The organism is Brachyspira sp., assembly GCF_050873525.1.
Taxonomy (GTDB): domain Bacteria; phylum Spirochaetota; class Brachyspiria; order Brachyspirales; family Brachyspiraceae; genus Brachyspira.
The window spans coordinates 1-4840 of the sequence record NZ_JBNMIZ010000201.1 but is presented as its reverse complement, the minus strand read 5'-3'; the positions used below and the strand labels follow the sequence as shown (position 1 = coordinate 4840).

The following is a 4840-nucleotide window of genomic DNA, read 5'->3' as shown; positions in this document are numbered from 1 at the left end:
ATTTTATTTAGGTTGCTATTTATGACAGATAATGATAAAAAAATATTGACAGAGTATTTTAAAGAAAATAAAATTGATTTTGAATTAATTAATGTAAATGATAATGATAACAAAATAACCTTAAACGGTTTTTTAGTCGATAGTCCATTTACTAAATCAAATAAATTATTTTTATTTTTTATTGATAATAAACCTTATATAAAAGTTTTTACTAATAGCGATTATGAAACTTGCTTTAATGATAAAAACAGAGACGAACATGAATATAAGGATATATCCGTATTAATTTATTGTTTAAATAAGTATTACCGTATTATTTGATAAAATATAAAGTATAATTAATATATGTGGTAAAATATGGCGAGTAAATTTAACGATATTGATATGCAAGATTGGAAAAATTGCGATATTAATATAAATTCTTTATGGTTAATCGATAGACGAGATAAAAGCGGAAAACATAAAAATATTTATCATGGTAATTTTATTCCACAAATTCCTAATCAGCTTATACGCCGTTATACAAAAGAAAATGAAATTATTATTGACCCTTTTTTGGGTAGCGGAACTACGCTTTATGAATGCGACAGTTTAAAAAGAAAATTAATCGGATTAGATATTAATGAAAATGCATTGGAATTTGTATTTGATAACATGGGAGATAATTTTGATAATAAGCGTTTTTTTATAACAGTATGCGATAATACGAATAGCGAAAGTATAAAGTATATAAATGAAGGATTAAAAACTTTAAAATCAAAAAGCACTCAATTTGTAATTTTTCATCCGCCCTATATGAATATAATTAAATTTACCGATAAGAAAGAAGATTTAAGTCAAATAAATAATATGAATGATTTTTTAAATGCCTTTTTAAAAACCTGCGAAAATATTTTGCCGTTTTTAGATAAAGACAGATATTTTGCAGTCGTTATAGGCGACATATATAAAGACAGCGAAGTTAAGCCTTTAAGTTTTAATGTAATGAATATTATTCAAAATAATTTTAAGGTTAAATTAAAAGGAATAATAATAAAAAATATAGAAGGCAATAGAGGAAAACTTAAAAATGAAAATATTTGGCGGTATAGAGCTTTAAAAAGCGATTATTATATATTTAAACATGAATATATTTTTGTTTTTAAAAAGGAGTTTTAATGCAGAAAACAAAAACGGAATTATTTTTAGAACTTGCAAAACCGAATAAAAATGGAGTTTCTCGTTGGGTTCAAACTAATGAATTTATAGGAATTTATAAGGATTTACAATTAGGTAATGGCGGTAGCTGGTGCAGAGCGAGTTCAAGCCTTGCAAAAAAATATATTGTTGAATTTGATAAAAGTCAAACTAACGGAAATTCAATAGACGCTATAAGGTTAAACGGTTTTAATATTCAAAAATCATTTAATCAATCAATAAGAAAAGATATTAAAGATTTTTATAAAGATAAAAAATGCGTTATGCTTGGAGTTTGCGGTAAGTCTGAAAATACTAAAATAGAAATAGACCATAAAGACGGTAGAAAAAATGATTTTAGAGTTGCCGATTTAAAATCTCAAAATATAAATGATTTTCAACCTTTATGCAAAGCTGCAAATGATATAAAAAGACAAATTTGTAAAACTTGTAAAGAAACTGATAAAAGATGGAACGCTAAAAATATAAGCGGTAATCCTTATGCGTTTTATGAAGGAGATGAAAATTATACGCAGGAATTGGGATGCGTAGGATGTTATCAATACGACCCTGTGGCTTATAGAAAGGAAAGCGTTAAAAAAATAGCTAAAGAAGCGGCTGATTATATAGCCTCAAAACTATATGTTAAGGACGAAGAATGAATTATATAGGTTCTAAATTTAAACTTTCGTCTTTTTTGGAAGAAAATATAAAACAAACTCTTAAAGAAAATAACGCAAAAAATCTTTCCGAAATCGTGTTTTGCGATTTATTTACGGGAACGGCTGCGGTAAGCAAAATATTCAAAACTCAAGTCAAAAAAATTATAGCAAACGATAAAGAATATTATAGTTTCGTTTTGGCAAAAAATTATATCGGAAATCATAAAACAATAAAAAGAAAAGACGAATTAATCGAGTCGTTAAATAATTTGGACGGATTAAAATCTAAAATTTGTTTTAATTATTCTACATTAGGAAAAGAAAAACGACAATATTTTAGCGAGAAAAACGCGATGAAAATTGACGCGATTCGTTCTAAAATCGAGGAATGGAAAAATAAAGAGGCTATAAACGAAGAAGAATATTTTTTTCTTTTGGCTTCGCTTTTGGAATCCGCCGACAAAGTGGCAAATACCGCTTCGGTTTACGGCGCTTATTTGAAACATATTAAAAAATCCGCTCAAAAAGAACTTATATTAAAACCCGCAGATTTTGAAATAAACGATAACAAGCATGAAATTTTTAACGAAGATTCTAATATTCTTATCAAAAAAATTAAAGGAGATATACTTTACCTCGACCCGCCATATAACGCCAGAGAATACGGGGCTAATTATCATTTGCTTAATACGATAGCGCTTTACGATGATTTTACCGCAAAAGGCAAAACGGGATTAAGGGAATATAAAAAATCTAATTGGTGTAAAAAAGATAAAGTTTATAACGAACTTAAAAGTCTGATAAAAAACGCCGATTTTCAATTTATATTTTTGAGTTATAACGATGAAGGTTTACTTTCGTTAAATCAAATCAAAGAAATTTTTGAAAGCGCAGGAAAATATAGTTTAAAAAGTAAAACCTATAAAAGATTTAAAGCGGATAATAATCGCTTAAATAAAAGAGACGAAACAACGGAATATTTGCATATCTTGATTAAATAAAGAATTCTTAAATTTTCAATATTGAAATAAAATATTTTACGGTTATAATATTTAAAAATTGGTAAAAACATGTATATAGAAAATATAAATAGTCCTTTGGATTTGAAAAAATTAAAAAAAGAAGAGCTTCCTTTACTCGCCGAAGAAATAAGAGATTTTATAATAAAAACCGTTTCAAATACGGGAGGACATTTGGGAAGCAATTTGGGAGTAGTTGATTTAACCGTAGTTCTTCATTATTTATTCGATTCTCCTAAAGACGCTTTTATATTCGATGTCGGGCATCAAACCTATACTCATAAAATTCTAACGGGAAGAAAAGATAAATTCCATACACTACGAACCTACGGAGGAATTTCGGGATTTCCAAAAAGATGCGAGTCCGAACATGATATTGAAGAGACGGGACATGCTTCGACTTCGCTTTCTTTCGCTTACGGAGTCGCAAAGGCTAAAAATATTTTGGGAGATAGCGGAGAGGTTATAGCGATTATCGGAGACGGCGCTATGACGGGCGGAATGGCGCTCGAGGCTATGAATAATATCGCCCACACGAATACAGATATAATTATAGTTTTGAATAATAATGAAATGTCGATTGGAAAAAATATTGGCGCTATTTCAAAATTTCTAAATGCCACATTAAACGATGTTTTGATACAAGAGGCTTCTTATAAAGTTAAAGATTTGGTTTCCACTCTTCCTTTCGGAGATATTGCAAACGAGATAATAGACAGAGGAAAGGGAGCGATTAGAAGTTTTGTAGCCCCGGGAATCGCTTTTAGAGAAATGGGATTCAAATATTTCGGACCTGTAGACGGGCATAATTACGAAGAGTTAATTTCCACTTTTGAAAAAATAAAACAAATAAAGGGACCTAGAATTATTCAAGTAAATACGATTAAAGGAAAAGGATACGAGATAGCCGAAAAAAATCCCGCTAAATTTCATGGAATAGCTCCTTTCGATATTGAAACGGGAGAGCTTAAATCAAAATCTTCGGGAAAAACTTTTTCCAACCTCGCGGGAGAATGCATCATTGAAGAAGCAAAAGAAAATAAAAATATTGTGGCTATAACGGCGGCAATGGAATCGGGAACGGGATTAACCGAATTTGCGAAAAATTTTAAAGACAGATTTTTTGATGTGGGAATCGCCGAACAGCATTCGATAACTTTTGCAGTAGGACTCGCGGAAAGCGGACTCATTCCATTCGTTTGTTTGTATTCGACTTTTTTGCAAAGAGGATACGACCAAATTATTCATGACGCTTGCATAATGAACGCAAATGTTAAATTTATGATAGACAGAGCGGGACTTGTGCCAGAAGACGGAGACACTCATCAGGGAGTTTTTGATATTTCTTTTTTGAGAATAATTCCAAATATCATAATAATGTCTCCAGTTTTTGAAGAAGATTTTAAAGCAATGGTTAAAAAATCTATAGAACATAAAGGACCGACTGTAATAAGATATAATAAATCTGCAGTTAGAGATAGCGAAAAAAATAAAGAAAATATAATTGCAAGCGATTTTGAAATTGGAAAAGCGCATATTGTTAGAGAAAGTGTGAGTAAAAAAAATTGTATAATAAGCTACGGACAGACTTTGATTGATATTGTAGACGCGGTAAACGAAATCAATTTGGATACTTCGATTTTAAATTTATCGACTTTAAAACCGATTGACGAAAAAACTATAATCGATTTTATAAATAAGTCGGATAAAATTTTGATAATAGAAGAAAGTATAAAAAAAGGCGGAATTGGAAGCGCAATTTTGGAAATCATGGCGGATAACGAAATATTTAAACAAGTCAAAATTCATGCATTGCCCGATAAATTTTTTGAAGTTGCAAAGAGAGATAAATTATTGGAATTATATAAACTTGATAAAAACGGTTTGAAAGAAGTAATAAGCGAATATTTTAATTTATAATTATTTCCACTTGACAAAATTTATTAATTAAATATTACTAAATAAATTATATACTTTAAACAT

At 29.4% G+C, this 4840-nt stretch carries 5 protein-coding genes; all 5 read left to right on the top strand.

All coding sequences use genetic code 11. From position 1 onward, the window contains the following. The coding region (locus ACR0QS_RS11110; RefSeq protein WP_432633516.1) for a hypothetical protein at positions 1-321 on the top strand (321 nt) is incomplete at its 5' end. 36 nt (positions 322-357) lie between these two features. Next, on the top strand, positions 358-1158 hold the full coding sequence (locus ACR0QS_RS11105; protein WP_432633515.1) for a TRM11 family SAM-dependent methyltransferase: 801 nt from the start codon (positions 358-360) through the stop codon (positions 1156-1158). Next, complete coding sequence (locus tag ACR0QS_RS11100) at positions 1158-1838, top strand: hypothetical protein (RefSeq protein WP_432633514.1); 681 nt, start codon at positions 1158-1160, stop codon at positions 1836-1838. Before ACR0QS_RS11105 ends, ACR0QS_RS11100 begins: the two co-directional genes overlap by 1 nt. Then, positions 1835-2839 carry a DNA adenine methylase gene (locus ACR0QS_RS11095; protein ID WP_432633513.1) on the top strand — a complete coding sequence of 335 codons (1005 nt, stop codon included), beginning with the start codon at positions 1835-1837 and terminating at the stop codon, positions 2837-2839. Before ACR0QS_RS11100 ends, ACR0QS_RS11095 begins: the two co-directional genes overlap by 4 nt. Before the next feature lie 69 nt (positions 2840-2908). Beyond that, positions 2909-4777, top strand: a complete 1869-nt coding sequence (dxs, locus tag ACR0QS_RS11090) for a 1-deoxy-D-xylulose-5-phosphate synthase (RefSeq protein ID WP_432633512.1) — start codon at positions 2909-2911, stop codon at positions 4775-4777. Positions 4778-4840: the final 63 nt, after the last annotated feature.

Excerpts from the sequence above, each read along its gene's own strand:
- dxs (WP_432633512.1), top strand. The coding sequence starts at position 2,909 with ATGTATATAGAAAATATAAATAGTCCTTTGGATTTGAAAAAATTAAAA.
- ACR0QS_RS11095 (WP_432633513.1), top strand. The coding sequence starts at position 1,835 with ATGAATTATATAGGTTCTAAATTTAAACTTTCGTCTTTTTTGGAAGAA.
- ACR0QS_RS11105 (WP_432633515.1), top strand. The coding sequence starts at position 358 with ATGGCGAGTAAATTTAACGATATTGATATGCAAGATTGGAAAAATTGC.
- ACR0QS_RS11100 (WP_432633514.1), top strand. The coding sequence starts at position 1,158 with ATGCAGAAAACAAAAACGGAATTATTTTTAGAACTTGCAAAACCGAAT.